We start from the raw sequence: 16,733 nt of genomic DNA on the forward strand, positions 1-16,733 counted from the left end.
AATACCGCTCTGATCATAGGCCGCAGCCCTGGTGGCGCTAAAATCAAAGCCGCAAAAAAACGGAGAAAAAAGAAAAAATTCAGCTTTTCTATCCTGCCGGTCAAGCTCAGAGATCGCCGTGGCGTTAAGGCCGTGTCAATAAGCGCGTAGGGTCCACAGTCACCTGGTTTTGAAAATTAATCCAGGGTAATATCGTCCTTGCTGTCAAAACCTGTAAAAGTTAATTGCGCAAAGGTCCGGGCTCGATCTGAAAGCTTAAATGTTGTATTTAGTTCAACCTTATCTAAAAACTAAGTGCTGATAAGATAAAATGTTCACTAAAAAAATTGGGAAGCTACCGCAAAATTCCAGGTAAGCGGTACCAACATTTGACCTGGCCACATTTTAATTATAACTTATCATCTTTAATCAACAATAAGAAGGCTATGGAAAAAAATAAGCTGCTTCGCATGGACAATGTCGGCATTGTTGTAGAATCGCTGGATGAAGCGATCTCTTTTTTTACAGAGATTGGTCTTAAACTTGAAGGGCGTGCTACGATTGAAGGAGAATGGGCTGGCCGAGTTACCGGACTAGGCGCTCAGCATGTAGAGATTGCGATGATGGTCACCCCTGATGGTCACAGCCGGCTTGAAATTTCGCGTTTTTTGACCCCTTCTGCGATCTCAGATCACAGGGTCGCTCCTGTGAATTCCCTGGGTTATTTGCGTGTGATGTTTGCCGTTGAAGATATTGACGAAATGGTATCCAGGCTCTGCAGGCATGGAGCCCAGCTGGTTGGTGAAGTGGTTCAGTACGAGAACTCGTACCGGCTCTGTTACATCCGGGGAGCCGAAGGAATTTTAGTCGGTTTAGCCCAGCAACTAGGCGGGTAATTAGTGGAACATCTGAAAATCTGATGATTCGTACGTTATTAATTATAAATGTGTGAAAACCTCCGCAAATTCAACTTTTGACCGTCTGAGATTCGGGAAGGATCTGACATCGGCCTAACTTCATGTTGTCTGCACTCTTCTTTTCGAGCAAGAATATAGGGGGGCGCGTTGACATTATTTTTCGTTTGGTTTTCAGTAGTGATCTGCCAATCTCTGTGTTGTTCTTGATCATGCAAGCGAAAATGGCACAAAAGTATATGTCAGCTTCCCAAAGTCGATTGATACAATGGTCGGGTTAGAACTGACATGAAACTACATGGATCCATAATAGGAATCAATTATAATCTCTTTTAAACTGATATTGCTTTACATCATCAATTTCTAACACCTAGATCAGAAATATAGATAAATATGATTAAATACTTGTATCAAAATCTACAAATTACTCAGGTGGGTATGCCCGCTTGTATAGCTTGGAAACGTATATTTTTCATCTCACTTCTCACTAGGAAATAGGTTTTGGTTTAAAAAATTACCGCAGGGTTTTCGATTGCAAAAGCTTCGTTAAAAATAATTGTAACTTTTTGCCAATCCGTTTTGTCTCCCTTACAAAACCCTATGAATTCCAGGCTTTACAATCTTTTTATAAGCAGCCAGCAAAAGCTTTACCGCTTTGCGTTATCGCTTACAAAAGATGTAACCGATGCTGAAGATATCCTCCAGGATACACTCCTCAAGTTATGGAAGGCAAGGGATAAGTGGGAAAGCTGGGATAATTTTGAGGCATATGCGATGCGCACGGTACGTAACGAGTATTTGAATTATGTAAAAGTGCAGAAAAGTCGAACGTATGGTACGCTGGAAGACATTCCTGAATTTGCAGAACCTAGTCAGACGGAAACAGATATGACTACTGATCATCTAATGATGCGCTATAATTGGCTTACCAGTAAGCTGCCAAAGATGCAGCGAGATATTCTTCACCTTCGTGAAATTGAAGAATTGGAATACAAAGAAATTGCAAAGGTCATGGATATTTCAGAAGCACAGGTAAAAGTGTATTTGTTCAGAGCCCGCCAATATTTAAAAGAGAAGGTACATGGAAAAAGATAAGCTGGAAAAACTGCTTGAAAAATACTGGAACGCAGAGACGACATTAGCGGAAGAAAAGTTGATCAAAGCCTATCTGTCAAAGCAGGGAGCGTATCAGATTCACCCAGAAGACAAGGACTGGTTTGCTGCCATCCAGGATTTTAGGGACATAGGGCATGACAAAGTTCATTTTACGATTGAAAAAAAGAAAAGGAAATTTGTAATGCTGGGTTATCCGGTATGGCTAATAGCCGCGGTCACCGTCCTGGTTTGGGGTCTGAGCTGGTTGGGAGTAGATTATAATCAGAAGTTAAATACCCAGCGCGAGACTGAGGCTTTGGCGCGCAGGGCTGCCGAAGAAAGCCTGATGTCCATGTCAAATGCGCTTCATCAGGCATACCAGCATCTTAACGAACCTTCCGAACTACCAAACAATGCAGTAACAGAAAACTAAGCACTATGAAGCCGGTCATCTTTATTTACATCATATTATTTACAAGTTACATCTCCTTCGGTCAGGGCAAGGTGGAGCCCCAGCAAAGTCAAACCTTTATTGACCTGTACTTCAAACAATATGAAGACTTGCCCAAGTACGCTGTAAATACCATGGGGGAAGCCATGGTAAAAAGATCCAATGAAACCGGGATGTGGTCACACCCAAGCATTGCACGTATTATGAAGCAGGTAAAAACGTACAAATACCTGAGTTTTGACAGCCCTCCGGAATATTCCAGGAAGGTCATCAGCCAGCTGGACGATGAAATAAAAAAAAGCAGCACTTATAAAGAATACTACCGCTGGGAGTTAAACGGAGTAACTTCCGGTATCATCTACACGCGCAGTAAGGGAAATAAAATTACCGAACTCGTGAATGTCTCAGTGGGTAAAAAAAAACTACTGGTCAGCAGTTTTCTGGGCGAGGACATTGATCTGGAAAGTGTGCGGCTGCTGGCTGTGGGAAGATAAGGACCATTAAAAAGCACTTCTATTTCTTTTGGAATCCTGCATTTTACCAGTATTTCTACAATCCCAATTCCTATAATATATCCACTAATTGCCATGAGATTGATTTTTAAAATGCTGCTTAGCCTTTTGGCTTTGCTACAACCGGTGTGCGCCTATGCACACAGAGATCAAGACGCAAAACAAAATCCAGACTCCGTTACAATAGCAAGAATTGCAGACTTCGGCCGAGTATGGGGCGTAATCAATTACTTTCATCCTGCCGTTGGAAAAGGCGTGCTATCCACTGACAGCCTGATAATTTCCAATATTGGCAGATTACTGGACGATCCAAGTGCATCTGGTTTTAAGACTGCAATCTCAGCCATGCTTTCAAATCTCAATGACCCCCATTCAGCAGTTAGTAGTAAAAAAGCACGGTCTATTGATTCTTCCGGTACAGAACAGGGGCTCACTTTGACTTCTTTGGATTCCGAATCCATATATATCACAGCTTCACAACATATATTTAAAAACGGCCTTGTGCTGGATTCTGTTTTAACAGCCAAATTAATTCCTTCCAACCGCTGCTTTATCATTGATTTAAGAAATTCCGCGATCGACAATAACTTGGGATTAAAGCAATACACCCAATTTGTTCAGCCCTTGATTGGAAAGTTGATTAACCGGACTTTGATATTGCCTACCGTGCGAAGCTTTTATTACAAGGGACTCATGCGCGAGGATTTTCCGCATGATATCAACATACTGCCACAGGATAAAATGGGAGATTTAAATGGCATGCTGCAAGTTCACTATGGCCTGAGAAATATATCAGAAGGAAGTTATCTTCTCTCCAGTCAAGACCTGTCCCTGAAATCAAAAAGATTTTGCTTTATCGTTAACCGGTACGTCAATGTGAACACCCTTAAAGCGCTGCTGGCCTTACGTCATCGAAATTTGTGCAGCCTCATCTTTCAGGGAGAAATGCCTGACTATGTTTACGGGAATTTTCATCACATGCAGTTATCAGATGGTCTTACTGTAAAGATCAGAACATCAGAGCTGATATACGAGGATGGAACGCTCGGATCAGAACCAGATACCTATATCCGATTTCAACCAGGTGAAGATCCTAAAAAACTTATCCTGAAAGAAGCTGGGTTTCTGTTAAGTCACCCCGTTAAGCACTCCGCTTCAACCCAGGTTGAGAATACAGTATATATCCGTAAGCCACAGTTTGATTATCCTTCCAAAGAAGTACCTGACCTGAAATTACGTTTACTTGGACTTTTCAACTTTTGGAATGCCATTTACTACTTCTCTCCGAACAAAAACCTGATCCCAAACGATTGGAATAAAGCCCTCTCGCACTTTATTCCCAAATTTATAAAGGCCGAAAATGACTCTCTATATTTTTTAGCGTTAATGGAGCTGACCACCTTTATTCAGGACGGGCATAGCATATTAATCAACAAACCAGGTGGCAGATCACCCGTTGGAATGATGGACGGAAATCTTCCCATTGGGACGGATCTTGTCGATGGTAAAGTATTTGTGACCAGCATCCTGGAAGATACAACGCAGCGTCGCAACTTGTCTGAGATTCAGCAGGGTGATGAACTGATCGCCATTGACAAGGTCCCTGTAACAACGCTGGCAAGGCAATGGGAGAAACTGATCTTGGCTTCCAATAAATCAGGGTTTAACCGGGAGTATTATTTCACCTGGCTTACAAATGGTAATTCTGGCAGTTCTGCCGTGGTCACAGTTCGCAGTAAAGGCCAGATCAAAGACGTTACGCTTAACAGAATCAAAAGGGATCATTATTATAATTTGAGAGGTAAAACAAACCGTTTTACTCTTAAAGAACCATTTTGTCGAATGCTCGCACCTGGTATCGGATATATGCGAATCAACCGGCTTTATGTGCATCAGCTGGATAGTTTGTCAAATATGCTGAAAGATTGCAAATCAATTATTCTGGATGCAAGAGGTTATCCTCGTGATAGTCAAATTGGCACCAAACTGGCATCTTACATAGCTTTGAAGCCCGATACGGTGGCATATAACGAATTCCCGTTTGTTACAAGTCCGGATTTAGCAAAAAATCAATCACTTGTTGAATATGAAATTATTCGGCCCGATTCAAACACATTTCTAAAAAATAAAAAATACTATATACTGGTCGATGAAGGGATTCAGAGCCAGGGAGAATGGAATGTCATTGCTCTTCAGGGGGTAACACGTGCCACTACGTTAGGCACGCAAACAGCCGGTGCGAACGGAATGGCCATTACCATCAATTTTCCTGGGCAATATTTTTCGTTCTTTTCCGGTTTTGCAGAGTACTATCCCGATGGAACACCTAACCAAAAATTAGGGATAAAGATTGATATACCCGTTAATAGAACACTTCAGTGTTATTTGAACGGCGATGATGAAATACTAAGTAAAGCAGTTAGCGAGACTCTTAAAGATCTTTATAGAAAACCAAATAAAAGGTATCTGCACCAGTAACTTTTCTATATTGTAGTTTCGTTACAGATCTTAATGGCAAATCACGGATGTACTTTGATACAATACCAAGTTGTCCAATTTAGTTAACGAAGTTTATTTCTCAATTTTGCACCTCATTTTATGTACATTAATATTAAGTATCAAAACAATTTCTGGGTTTAAATTATCTTTTTTGTTTACGAATAATTTATTAAACGAAAAGCACCCAAGAATTAACTTCTTCACTGCTTTTTTTGATGATGGACAGAATTGAACTGCCGACACAAGGATTTTGGCCCATTTTATTACAATGCTTGCCTCCCTTCTTTATTCAACCGATATCAAGCAACCGGTTTCTTACCAACAAACAAGCCCCCAGAATACCTGCCCTTTCTCCGAGTTTTGACATTTTAAGTTCTGAGTCATTGTTCACAAGACTTAAAGAATATTTATTCAAGGCAGTTTTGATAGGCAGATATAGGTAATCGCCTGTTGCGACAAGGCTTCCGCCCAATACGACAAGTTCAGGATTCAGTATATTGATAAGTGCAGCGATACCACGTCCTAAACTCTCTCCTACCGCAGCAACCAGTTCAATCGCCAGTACATCATCATTTAAAGCTGCTTCGATGATATCGTCCATCGTGATTTCTTCGGGAGCTATATTTTTTTTTGCTGTCAAAACAGAAGATGAGCCTGCGGCTAATTTATCACGGAACATTCTGGTAAGTGCCCAGCCGGAGGCTTCGGTTTCAAGACATCCTTTTTTTCCGCAGTGACAAATCCGCTCGTTGTCAAAAACAGGCATATGCCCCACCTCGCCTGCGTAGCCCGATTTTCCATAGTAAAGCTGCCCGTCGAACAATATCCCGACGCCGATTCCATAGTCAAGATTCAAAAAAAGCACATCCTTTTCATCTTGTACAACACCAGCACAAAATTCGCCATAGGCCATGGCCCGGGAATCATTTTCCAAAAATACAGGAATACCCACACGGCTCTGGATAATTTCTGCCAGCGGACTTTCGTCAAAATGAAAGAAACTGTAACTATGCCCGGTTGTATAATTGATTCTTCCCGAAAGATTAATTCCGATACCAAGAATTCGTCCCTGAGCAACATCAAGTTCAGCGATAAAATCCTGGATATACCCGCAAAGTGCTTCCAATGAATCGGGCGTATTATCCAGTTTGTACTGCAGTTTCTCGGAAACTTTTACCAGATTCTTTTGAAGATCCGACAAACCAATATTGATGTGACTTTGCTTGACATCCACACCTATAAAAAATGCCGAATCAGCCACAATACCGTACAAATTTGGTTTTCTCCCTCCTGAGGATTCTATCTTTCCAAAATCCTTAATCAGCCCTTCCTGAATCAGCTCCCCTACCAGCGAAGTTACCTTTGGAACGCTTACATCCAGATCTTTACTCAGGTCCGGAATCGTGGTATTTCCATGATTGGCAAAGTAACCAAGAATTATTTTTTTGGGATCTCCCTTTTTTCCTCCAACACCTGTTAACCGAATCGTGCGACTCATATATTTCAAACTGATACTTTCTTTCAAACTTACTTACTTTCATTTATACTATTTGTATTTCAAGCGCCGAAATAGCAAAACGGAAAGTCATTTCCACAAATTATTTTAGTAAGTAGAGCGAAAGTATCATCACTTAATTAATTTTAAAATCACTTGGGTCTATTTTCAGTTTTTTGGCCACTGCGTTTCAATGCCCTGTGTACGGATGAAAGATTGGAATTCCTTTAATGCACTTTCCTTTTCACGCACGGCTTTAGGGATCATTTTTTTTTCCAGCGAATATTTGATCAGCATTCCAACAGATTCTCCAATGCTCCACTCAACCGGATGCAACCTGTAACATCCATTGGTAATATGTGTCGTTCCGATGTTTTTATTCGCCGGTAGAATGTTCTCCATTCTTCTTGGCAAAAGAGCGCCCAGCGGAATCTGAAAAGGAAGTGAGCCAAAGTCGATATAATTATCTGCTTCCGTACTTGGGTGCAGATCAATATGATAGTACCCCACACCGACACTATCATAGAATTCAGCGGCGGCATTGTCCTTTTTTCCAGTAATCAGCGCCCGGTTCTCAGCGCCAACATGCTCTTCTTTTACAGTAAAAACGGCTTTGATTCTTCTGGATTCGCGAATATAGGGATATTTTGCCATTCCGTCCTGCGTTCCCATGATGTCCTTTCTCAAACGGATTCCCGGCCAACCCTTTCCTCCATCCGGACGCGGCGCCTGGGTTTGCAGCCAGTATAAAAGTGATAGACTAAGCTGCTTGCCTGCTTCAAAGTGTTTTTTAAAATCCTTTTCGCTGGCACCGATCAGATTACCCAGGAAATAGTCATTCTGCGGCCAGTTTACGATCGTAATGTCTCCCCGATAAAATCCGCTTTTAAAATTTTGCTTATTTATGATCCTTCTGTAATTCCAAAGGTTCAGCGTTTGTCCCATCATAATGCCTTCGGGATGGAAACCAAGCAGCTTGGGTTCAAGTGTTTTGGGATTGGAATAGGACAGATCAAGCAGTTTTCCCGACCAGGGTTTGGTCATTTTAGGCGCAAAGTTTCTCCAGAAATCATAATCCCTGGGCTTTTCAATCACATGATTTTCTCCCGGAACGTAATCGATCGCAAAGCACACTGTGAAGGCCTGGTTGTTATTAGGATTTGCCTTTTCAGGCGCGTGAAGCTCCTGGGTTTCACTTTTTGATTCCGCCCCGGTAACAAATTCCGTCCCTGTCATCGGTAAAAGCTCACCCATCTCGGTAGCATCGACAAAATATGGTGCAGTCAATACAAATTCACTGCTGGTTTTTAAATCAATGGCATTAAGCGCCCTGACCTGATTGCCATCCACAACTGCCGCTTTTATCTTATGTTCAAGAAGCAGGGTAAGTTTTCCCGCACTTATATAAGGTGCAAACATTTCCTGCAAAACAGCGACCGCCACACGGGGCTCATGACAAAGTTTGGAAACTGAACCATCACCCGGATTCAGGTTTTTACGCGTCTTGGCAGATTCTGTCAAAGGATAATTACGGATATAATACTGACGAATTGCATTTCTGAAATCGCGGTAAAGCCCGGTGGCGCCGTGCGTCTCGATCCAGTCGTGCTCATCAGGTGGTACGCCTTGCTGACTTAGCTGGCCGCCAATCCAGTCTGTCTGCTCGGTCATAATCACCGACAGGCCATTTCGCAGCGCCGCAAAAGCGCAAGCGCAGCCGCCGAGCCCGCCACCTGCGATGACCACATCGGCTTGAATATCCGTTTTTTGAGCGGTACTTTTCATTCCTTCTACCTGCGGCTGGGCTGAAGCAAAACCGGTAGCTGCAGCGATGGCCGTACCGGTCAAAGTAATATTTTCAATGAAATTTCTACGATTCATAATTCAAATGTAATGAAAGCTTGCCTGGAATTAATTTAGGTTTCACAGAGGGCCATAGCGTTAAAAGGGAGAAACCGAGTTTTTCATTATGACAAATTAAAACGCTACACTTCTCTTTTTTAATTCTGTGACTCTCTGTAAAACCTTCGTATGATCACCATTCCGGATTTTGGGTCAGCTTTGGATTAATGTCCCGTTCCGACTGCGGAACAGGCAGAAGATTTAATTTGGGATACCAGAACCGGATCTCTCGAAGCATTCTGGCACCTTCACTGTCCGAATAAACCGGAATATTGTTCAGATCGTTTAATGCAGTCGTTTTAAAATCCGGACTCGCCGCTCCGGCGCCCGGATCCTTGGCAATCCCTACAATCTTTTGAGGCATAACAACCGACGCAATATCCCAGCGACGGATATCAAACCAGCGGAATCCTTCCATGGCGAGCTCCACGGTACGCTCCCGGCGCACAAGCTGCCGGAGTTTGTTTTGATCATTTTGAACAGATGCTTCAACCTCTGGCTGCCCGGCGCGTTTTCTTACCAGATTAATGGCGCTGATCACCGATGCATCGATTTCATTAAGTTCAATTTTTGATTCTGCATAAGTGAGCAGAACTTCCGCATAGCGCATCAGTATAAAATTCACCCTTGCAGCAAAAGCATTTTCTGCGGTCAGCGTGTATTTTGCATGCAAAAGTCCCACACCGCTTTTTGACGGACCGTAAGCGTTATCAAAATCAGCATTTGCTTTGGTACTCCATGTCCCGTCAGCATTTTTTACCGAAGTAGTATTTTTATAGATATCATATACGAATGTGACCTGATTCATCGTGACTGTGTCGCCAGGAATTGCGACCGTATATTTTAAACGCATATCGCGGTTCAAACGTGGATTTTTCGGGTCATACACTTTGGATTCGTCAATGCGCTTTCCATCTTTTGCTTCGAACATATCAACCAGACGCTGCTGCGGAAAGCGGCCCGACTGCCCGCCCGCGGTTCTTGAAATACTTCCCAAAGGCAGATATGTGATCGAATTGGCATCTGCATCTGTATATAAAATCTCAAACATGATCTCTTTTCCCGCATTGGGCGCTTGTCCCGCTTTGGTAAAAAGATCCTGGAATTTGGGGTTCAGTCCAAGTCCTGCCCCGTCGATGATCTGCTTGCTAACCTGGGCTGCTGTTTTATAATCTTTACTGTAAAAAGCAGTACGCGCCTTAATGCCCAGAACAACCGCCTTTGACATACGACCACGGTCTGCCGGTGCCCAGTCAAGAACCTGCGCCGCCGCATCCAGATCCTCATTCATAAACTTGATCACATCGGCTTTTGATGAGCGCAGCTGTGTATAAAATTCAGCCGGCAGCAGTGGTTTTGTAATCAAAGGGACATCTCCGTACATGTTAACTAGAAAGAAATACGCAAATGCCCTGAGCCCTCTCTCCTCGGCCTGAAGGCGGTTATAAGCAGCAGCCTGTACATTGGCCTTTCCTGTTTCCATACCCTCGATCATTGTATTGGCACGCTGGATGGTTGTGTATGCCAAAGTCCAGATGGATTTAACATTGGCATTGAAAACATCAAAGTTCCCCTCGCCCATGTCCGGTGCGCGAAGCAGCGCGATGTCCGTCCAGCCATCCATGATAGACTGGTAAGGCGTAGTGCCGGTATTCCAGTAAGCCGATTTGTAAACGGCTGTCAGGGCTGCATTCATTTCGGTCTGGTTATTGAAAAACTGTCCGGTTGCCGGCGCAGCCAGCGGCGCCTGTTCGAGGTAATCCTTGCAGGCAGAAAATAGTTGCAATGAAAGGCAAAGGCCGATACTGTATAGAAGTTTATTTTTCATGTGCTTAAAACTTGATGTTGATACCAACTGTGTATGATTTCATGATCGGGTAAAACTGCCCGCCTGTATCGCGTTGTTCGGGATCGAAGCCCGGAAAAAACTTTGTCCAGGTTACAAGATTCTGTCCGCTCAGAAAGATGCGCGCCGATTTGATCTTCACCTTTTCAGTCAATAATTTCGGCACTGTATAGCCAAGCACCAGGTTTTTAATGCGCAGATAAGAGGCAGAACGTACCCAGTAAGATGAGGTCACGTAATTATTTGGAATACTATTGGCAGTCAGACGTGGATAAGCAGCACCTTTGTTTTCAGGAGACCAGAAATCTTCCTGGTATTTGAACATTGACCCTTGAAAATCGGAAGAATAAAAAGGCTGGGATCCGGTTCCGGAAAGATAATTATCTTTTTTACCAACACCCTGAAAAAATGCTGTCACATCAAATCCCTTATACTGGGCGGCCAGATTGAAACTGTACTCATACCGCGGGAAGTAATTGCCCAGAATCGTGCGGTCGTAACTATCAATTTTGTTGTCGGGCACACCATTCGGACCACTGATATCTTTGTACCTGATATCACCGGCAGCCGTATTTCCATATTGGAAAGGTGCATTTTTTACTTCCTCATCCGATTGGAAAAGACCCATCGCCTGATATCCGTAGTAGGAATCCAGCGCATAACCTTCCTGCTGGATCGTTGCGCCATTAATGATCGGCGTGCCACCATTTTTAAGCACGCTGTTTTTTACATCCGAAATATTGAAGCTTACCTGGTAGTTAAAATCGCTGATTTTGTCCTTCCAGCCAAGTGCCAGCTCCCAGCCTTTGTTACGCATTGATCCCACATTCACAAAAGGAGAAGCAAGTCCTACGTAGGAAGGAATCGGAACAAGTTGAAGCATATCGCTGATATCCCGCTGGAAGTAATCTGCCGTGACGGTCAGCCTGTTTGCCAGCAGGCCAAAATCCGCACCGATATCAAGAATTTTAGAAGATTCCCATTTGATATTCGGATTGGCCGCAGAAGTAAGTGCATAACCTGCATTGACCACATTGTTAAAATAATAATTGTAGGCTGTACCCGAATAAAAGGTTGAATAACTCGGATAATAATCCTGAACGTCACTTCTGATCAGGTTCTGATTCCCAAGTGTTCCGTAGGAAGCGCGCAGCTTGGCATCACCGACGATACTGGTAAGGCCAGACCAGAACTTTTCCTGTGACATTCTCCACCCTGCCGAAACGGAGGGAAATAATTTCCACCAGTTTTCCTGTCTGAATCGCGAGGAAGCATCCATGCGGCCATTTACTTCCAGAAGATACTTTTCGTTGTAGTTATAATTGATCCGGCCATACGCAGAAACCATTGAATATTTGCTGGCACCTCCGCTGATGGTCTGCCCCAGCGGGTCTCCGCTGTCTAGGTAAGGGCGGTCTGGCGATAAAAGGTTTTGGCGGAACGTATTTACATTGGAAGTACTGAAATCCTCTGTGCTAAACCCGCCCAGTACTGAAAAATTGTGTTTTCCAAAAGCTTTGTTGTAAGTCGCCTGGGCGCGGAAAAGGTTCTGGGTATTCTCAGAATTATTGTCGCTCAAAGAATTCAGCGCTGGCCAGGGACGGGCTAAAACCAGGGTTTTGGTACTTGGATCCGCGTTATAGATTTTATATTGATCTGTAAATGTTCGTCCGTGCGTTGTATAATAGTTAGAACTGTATGTGGCAAGCAGCTCCAGCCCATCTAACGGTTTGTAAGTCAGCGTCCCTTTGATGATCCGCGAGTTGGTAATGCTTTTGGCAAAACCCCCATCTTCGGCCTGAGCAGCCGGGTTGGCATTCGACCAGCCTTCTCCCCATTCGCCGCTGTCATAACGGCCAGGCGTTGTAGCAGGCAAACCAAGCATCTGACGGATGATGGCCTGCGGAGAAGATTGCCCAGGCCATAAACGGTTCGTCCGGTTCAGAACCAAGTCCATGGAAGCGGAAAGTTTTTTAGATATGGCAATATCGGTATTGAAACGAAAATCAGCCCTTTTAAAATTGGTGTTTGCTGTGAGGCCATTCTGGTCCAGAAAACTTCCGGAACCAAAAACCTTGATACGGTCAGTGCCACCGGCAATAGTCAGATTGTGATTTTGCATCATGCCGTTTCCGGTCAGTACCAGTTTTTTCCAATCTGTATTAAATAGTGAAAAATTATCCGGTCCGTTCTTTTCATAAGCTGCAATCTGGCTGGTAAAAGCAGCCGGCAGACCGCTGTTTGTCTGGGCAATATCCCAGTATTTCATATGCTCCAGCGCGTTTACCTTTTCCGGCAGGTCAGTTGGGCTCTGATTGGATACATAGGCATTATAGCTGACATTAATGCCAGTTGCTCCTCGCTTACTGGTGATCAGAATCACACCGTTTGCAGCACGGGAACCGTAAACAGCTGCCGCCGCTGCGTCTTTCAGAACAGAGATGCTTTCAATATTATTTGGGTCAATCGCGTCTAGGTTCATCTCGACATTATCGATCAGCACAAGCGGATTCTGCCCGGCATTGATTGAACCTATACCCCGTATACGTATTGTACCCGCATCCCCACCGGGAACACCTGACTGCTGGGTGATGGTCACACCGGGTGCTGCACCCTGTAAGGCCAGCGAGGTAGATGCAACCTGTCTGCTGGTCAATTTTGCACCATCTATGACAGAAACAGCACCGGTTAAATTGACCTTTTTCTGTGTCCCGTACCCTACCACAACAAGCTCATTCAGCGTTTTGCTATCTGTGGCAAGCGTTACATCAATCTGTCCCGGACCGCTGAAAGCAATTTCCTGGGTTACCATTCCCATAAAGGAAAACACAGCCATCCCCGAATTCTGGGTTAAAGAAAGTTTGTAATTTCCTTCCGCATCCGTCGTTGTTCCACTCGAGGTTCCTTTGATCATGACTGTCACACCGGGAAGCGTTGCTCCGGTAATTTCTGTCACTTGTCCACGCAGATCCTGATTTTGTGCAGCCACATAACAGTGCTGACAAATCATAAAGAGCACACAGAGCCACCAGCTCATGCGCCGTTTTTTACTTGTAAAATTTTGCATTGGTTAAGGTTTGGGGGTTTAATTGGACATAGTTTTCCCGGCCGGTTAAAAAACCGGAAAGGCAATCGGCATTGGGTACTAAAATTTATTTGGATTTAGGAATATTCAGGTTTTAGTCGTTTAACGGCATGTCAGCTTAAAATCAATATCTGCCTCGAAAGTGCGGTTCCAGGGTAATGTGAAAGTCAGGCCCGTTGGCTTCTGACAGTCTATACCGCCCTTCTCATTTTCATTTATTGCCAGGTAACTTTTCAAAAAATCATTCAGATAACTTTGCAGTAAAGAAAGACAATACACTTCGATGCGCTTATTATCCTCAGTGTTCATCAGGGACGCACTTGGTAATTTTTTGCCCGACAAATAGGTATTCGCTTTGGCCCGGACCAGATTATGATAATAATAATCGTCCATAACACGGTTGATCATAAACCAGTTTTGGGCAGTTCTCATTCGCTGGCTGGCGGCTTTATTTTTTGACAATTTTGAAACCGCAAGATCAAAAACGACCCCGTGCGGTAAAGCTGTTCCGATGGTATTACCAGCTGTATTCCAGGACGCATATCCATAAAGCCTGGAAAAAACTTGCCGCTTTTCCAAAGCATTTGTAAAAACCGAGTCACCACCCTGCACATTTCCGACAGGATCAATATCAGCTACGATAACTCTTTTGCCTGCATTAACTTCCCTTTCGATCTGCTCGGCAAAACTTTCAGCTACGTCGCTTTCATGACGGGAAGGATAAACATAAAATAAAATATCGGCCTGGTTTTCATTTTGCACTTCCACAGAGCCTGCCGCTCTAATATGATGGCTGACCGTTTCAAAAAGCATTCTGTCTTCGAACGGCATGACCGAATTCTTTAATTTCTGCGAAGAATACACGGCCTTGATTTTCGGTGTGAAATCAAAGTGTCTGTTTAGTACCCTTGCCAAAAGCAGCATCGAAACCTCATCTGCTCCCGGCTGAATAGCGATTTTTTCCGTCAGATGCAGCTGGTCACGCCGTCCGATCAGGTTCTCTCTGTCGACCAAATGAACACCTTTGGGTGATGCATCATCCTGTGAAAGGATCAGATAATCAACCAGACCTGTTTTGACAAAATCGATGGCTTTCAGATTGATACTATAATTACGTGCCCTGGCAAGTTTGTAATCGGCCAGCACCGCAACGGGAATATCTTCTTCAAGTTTTAAAACCTGGGCTTTGGTTTTTTCATCTTTATCCGGCGAGATTTTAGCCCAGGTTGCCAGTTTCTCTCTGTAAGCTTCATTTTTTCCATCCGCACTTGGCGCCAGTCGCATAATCACATTCTGACCATAAATTTTCAATTTTGGCGCCTTGCTTCTGATCTGTTTCAAGACATTTATGCGGGCGATTGCAACCGTAGAATCGCACATAAACTTGCGGGATGCAACCAGGCCTCCGTAGGCGATCATATCCAGAACAATAATAGCCGCATCATAGGATTTCAAATCCTGAGACATGATCCAGGCATTGATTTTTTCAGACAGACCTGGCTGTTGAAAATCCCCAAGCAGCGCAGCTGGCGGGGAAACGAGCTGGGCATCCGCGATCAGTCCCATCTTTTCTGTCATTTTAAGACAGGGTGGACGGCTGTCAAGCGGTATAAATAAGATCTTTGGCCGCGACGCTGACTGTTTCTGCGCAAGGACAATTACGGCGGAACTGAGTAGTATAAACGTCAGGAAAATATACTTTTTCATAGCGTGCTAAATTTTGACTTGTAGCCATGCAGGCCATAGAAAAGGATGTAGGCATAACTGACCAGCGGCAGCATAAATGCAATTTGCCAGCTTGAATTGTCAATCAAAAGGCCCTGACAAAAGGAGATGATAGCCCCGCCAGCAATGGCGGTCGACAGAAGACCCGATGCCTCGGTGGTATATTTTCCGAGCCCGTTAACGGCAAGTGAAAAAATAATCGCGAACATGATCGAATTGCAAAGGCCCACTGCGACCATACTCCATACGGCAAGAGCTCCTATGGAATTTACAGAAATCAAAATTAAAAGAATGGAAGCCGCAGCGCAGACGCTCAAAACCCGCGACGCTTTTATGGATTTAAGTAAAACTGATCCGATCAGCCGCCCTACAAGCATGCCTCCCCAGTAAAAAGCAACGTAGGTATTGGCCGCACTTTCAGTTATCTTCAATAAATCGGCGATGTAATTGGTAAGAAAAGTACCGATAGAAACTTCTGCACCCACATAAACAAAAAGACCGATGATACCCAAATTCAGATTACGGAAGGCAAAAATGCCTGCCGAAGATTTTTCCGGCTGCTGCCCGGTCTGCTCGCCTGCTTTTAAAACAGGAAGTGATAATCTACTAACTATCAGTGCTATAAAGATCAAAACCGCCGCAATACCAAGATAGGGATACTTCACTGCGTCACTGGATGCGGCTGAATTTTGCAGCGGGGCCAAAATATAGTATGCTCCAAAAAGCGGTGCAGTCGTCGTTCCGATCGAGCCGACGCCCTGTATCAGGGTAAGTCGGGACGAAGCTGTTTTTGCCGGCCCTAAAATCGTGATATATGGATTGGCCGCCACCTGCAAGAGAACAATTCCGATGGCTACAATAAACAAGGCAGCCAAAAACAGGGCATACTGATGCGCAACGGAAGCAGGAAAAAAAAGAAGCGCGCCAAAGGCAGCGATCGAAAAGCCAAGCACCATCCCCTTTTTATATCCTACCTTTTCAACGACCTTACCAGCGGGTATCGATGCAACTCCATAAGTAAGAAAAAAGTAAAATTGCACCAACGAGGAATGTGAATAGGTTAGTGTGAACCCCTTTTTGAAAAAAGGCACCAGCGTATCGTTCAAACAGGTAATAAAACCCATCATAAAATAAAGTACCGCCAGCGTAATCAAAGCGGGCGTATAATTTTGCTTCTGATCCCCCAGGGGCTCATCCACAGAAACCGAATTTGCAGGGATTGCTGCCATG

The 16,733-nt window shown here is 44.1% G+C and carries 11 protein-coding genes; 5 read left to right on the forward strand and 6 right to left on the reverse strand.

Going from position 1 to position 16,733, the window contains the following annotated elements; all coding sequences use genetic code 11:
• Positions 1-449: 449 nt before the first annotated feature.
• The 5 genes from IEE83_RS17885 to IEE83_RS17905 all read left to right on the forward strand — a co-directional run bounded on the left by IEE83_RS17885 (position 450) and on the right by IEE83_RS17905 (position 5,429).
• Entirely contained in the window at positions 450-875 is a 426-nt protein-coding gene (locus IEE83_RS17885; RefSeq protein WP_228101857.1) for a VOC family protein, read from the forward strand.
• Positions 876-1,493: 618 nt separating this feature from the next.
• Positions 1,494-1,988, forward strand: coding sequence for a GFO_1088 family ECF-type sigma factor (locus IEE83_RS17890; protein ID WP_194121889.1), 495 nt, complete (start codon positions 1,494-1,496; stop codon positions 1,986-1,988).
• Positions 1,975-2,421 (forward strand): PG0215 family putative anti-sigma factor, encoded by a 447-nt coding sequence (locus IEE83_RS17895; protein WP_194121890.1) that lies wholly within the window; start codon positions 1,975-1,977, stop codon positions 2,419-2,421. Before IEE83_RS17890 ends, IEE83_RS17895 begins: the two co-directional genes overlap by 14 nt.
• 5 nt (positions 2,422-2,426) lie before the next feature.
• The gene (locus IEE83_RS17900; RefSeq protein ID WP_194121891.1) at positions 2,427-2,933 is read left to right on the forward strand and encodes a DUF4252 domain-containing protein; all 507 of its coding nucleotides are present in this window, start codon (positions 2,427-2,429) and stop codon (positions 2,931-2,933) included.
• Between the two features lie 93 nt (positions 2,934-3,026).
• Complete coding sequence (locus IEE83_RS17905) at positions 3,027-5,429, forward strand: S41 family peptidase (RefSeq protein WP_194121892.1); 2,403 nt, start codon at positions 3,027-3,029, stop codon at positions 5,427-5,429.
• Between the two features lie 310 nt (positions 5,430-5,739).
• Here IEE83_RS17905 and IEE83_RS17910 read toward each other — a convergent pair whose 3' ends face one another.
• The 6 genes from IEE83_RS17910 to IEE83_RS17935 form a co-directional block, all read right to left on the reverse strand.
• Positions 5,740-6,948, reverse strand: coding sequence for an ROK family transcriptional regulator (locus tag IEE83_RS17910; RefSeq protein WP_194121893.1), 1,209 nt, complete (start codon positions 6,946-6,948; stop codon positions 5,740-5,742).
• Positions 6,949-7,113: 165 nt separating this feature from the next.
• Positions 7,114-8,826 (reverse strand): FAD-dependent oxidoreductase, encoded by a 1,713-nt coding sequence (locus IEE83_RS17915; RefSeq protein WP_194121894.1) that lies wholly within the window; start codon positions 8,824-8,826, stop codon positions 7,114-7,116.
• A gap of 154 nt (positions 8,827-8,980) precedes the next feature.
• Positions 8,981-10,675 (reverse strand): RagB/SusD family nutrient uptake outer membrane protein, encoded by a 1,695-nt coding sequence (locus IEE83_RS17920; RefSeq protein ID WP_194121895.1) that lies wholly within the window; start codon positions 10,673-10,675, stop codon positions 8,981-8,983.
• 4 nt (positions 10,676-10,679) lie between these two features.
• Positions 10,680-13,760 carry a SusC/RagA family TonB-linked outer membrane protein gene (locus IEE83_RS17925; protein WP_194121896.1) on the reverse strand — a complete coding sequence of 1,027 codons (3,081 nt, stop codon included), beginning with the start codon at positions 13,758-13,760 and terminating at the stop codon, positions 10,680-10,682.
• A 120-nt stretch (positions 13,761-13,880) separates the two neighbouring features.
• Complete coding sequence (locus IEE83_RS17930; RefSeq protein ID WP_194121897.1) at positions 13,881-15,485, reverse strand: DUF4127 family protein; 1,605 nt, start codon at positions 15,483-15,485, stop codon at positions 13,881-13,883.
• Positions 15,482-16,732 (reverse strand): sugar MFS transporter, encoded by a 1,251-nt coding sequence (locus IEE83_RS17935; RefSeq protein WP_194121898.1) that lies wholly within the window; start codon positions 16,730-16,732, stop codon positions 15,482-15,484. Before IEE83_RS17935 ends, IEE83_RS17930 begins: the two co-directional genes overlap by 4 nt.
• Position 16,733: the final 1 nt, after the last annotated feature.

Source organism: Dyadobacter subterraneus, assembly GCF_015221875.1.
GTDB lineage: Bacteria > Bacteroidota > Bacteroidia > Cytophagales > Spirosomataceae > Dyadobacter > Dyadobacter subterraneus.

What these genes read in the sequence shown, in the direction of transcription:
- IEE83_RS17885 (WP_228101857.1), top strand. Translation starts at nt 450, where the DNA reads ATGGACAATGTCGGCATTGTTGTAGAATCGCTGGATGAAGCGATCTCT.
- IEE83_RS17890 (WP_194121889.1), top strand. Translation starts at nt 1,494, where the DNA reads ATGAATTCCAGGCTTTACAATCTTTTTATAAGCAGCCAGCAAAAGCTT.
- IEE83_RS17895 (WP_194121890.1), top strand. Translation starts at nt 1,975, where the DNA reads ATGGAAAAAGATAAGCTGGAAAAACTGCTTGAAAAATACTGGAACGCA.
- IEE83_RS17900 (WP_194121891.1), top strand. Translation starts at nt 2,427, where the DNA reads ATGAAGCCGGTCATCTTTATTTACATCATATTATTTACAAGTTACATC.
- IEE83_RS17905 (WP_194121892.1), top strand. Translation starts at nt 3,027, where the DNA reads ATGAGATTGATTTTTAAAATGCTGCTTAGCCTTTTGGCTTTGCTACAA.
- IEE83_RS17910 (WP_194121893.1), bottom strand. Translation starts at nt 6,948, where the DNA reads ATGAGTCGCACGATTCGGTTAACAGGTGTTGGAGGAAAAAAGGGAGAT.
- IEE83_RS17915 (WP_194121894.1), bottom strand. Translation starts at nt 8,826, where the DNA reads ATGAATCGTAGAAATTTCATTGAAAATATTACTTTGACCGGTACGGCC.
- IEE83_RS17920 (WP_194121895.1), bottom strand. Translation starts at nt 10,675, where the DNA reads ATGAAAAATAAACTTCTATACAGTATCGGCCTTTGCCTTTCATTGCAA.
- IEE83_RS17925 (WP_194121896.1), bottom strand. Translation starts at nt 13,760, where the DNA reads ATGCAAAATTTTACAAGTAAAAAACGGCGCATGAGCTGGTGGCTCTGT.
- IEE83_RS17930 (WP_194121897.1), bottom strand. Translation starts at nt 15,485, where the DNA reads ATGAAAAAGTATATTTTCCTGACGTTTATACTACTCAGTTCCGCCGTA.
- IEE83_RS17935 (WP_194121898.1), bottom strand. Translation starts at nt 16,732, where the DNA reads ATGGCAGCAATCCCTGCAAATTCGGTTTCTGTGGATGAGCCCCTGGGG.